Consider the following 674-nt stretch of genomic DNA (forward strand, 5'->3'; position numbering starts at 1 on the left):
TATAGCGATAGCTCTATTTATTGGAGCTGGAGCCTTTTCTTATTCATTAATGAAAAAAAATGATAAACTTGATGAAACTAAACTACAACTTACTGAAGAAAAAGCAGCAGTATTGAAAGATCTTACTGCCATGAATGCAAAATATGAAACAGCAATAAATGAAAGTGATATTGTTAACCAAAATTTAATTGATGCAAAAGAGCGTATTCAAGGTTTAATAGATTCTTTGAGTGTATCTGAAGCAAATATTAAAAGCTTATGGAGATATAAAAAGAAATATTTATCACTTCAAAAAGAAATGGATGTTTTACTTGAAGAAAATGATAAGCTTAAAGTAGAAAATCAGTTATTAGCAACAACGCTAGACAGTACAAAAGTACAATTAGAAGAGCGTGTTATGTTTACAGATTCTCTTTTAGTACAAAATACCGCGCTTGCAGATGTTGTAGAAAATGCCTCTGTACTTAATGCTGTTAATTTAAAAGGCTTTGGTGTAATTGAGCGCACATCTGGAAAATTAATACCTACAGAGAGAGCAAAACGAAGCGATAAACTTAGAATATGTTTTACAGTAGCTAAAAACAGATTAGTAGAAACAGGTGACAAAGAATTCTATGTACAAGTTATAGATCCTAAAAACAACATATTAGGTACAAATGATCAAGTTATATTTG

The 674-nt window shown here is 30.1% G+C and carries 1 protein-coding gene; it reads left to right on the forward strand.

Annotation, left to right across the window (positions count from 1 at the left end):
• Position 1 precedes the first annotated feature (1 nt).
• Positions 2 to 674: chromosome partitioning protein ParA (locus ACVC2P_RS10430; protein WP_452598419.1), on the forward strand; the 673-nt coding region annotated here is incomplete at its 3' end.

It is taken from the genome of Pontimicrobium sp. MEBiC01747 (assembly GCF_053601635.1).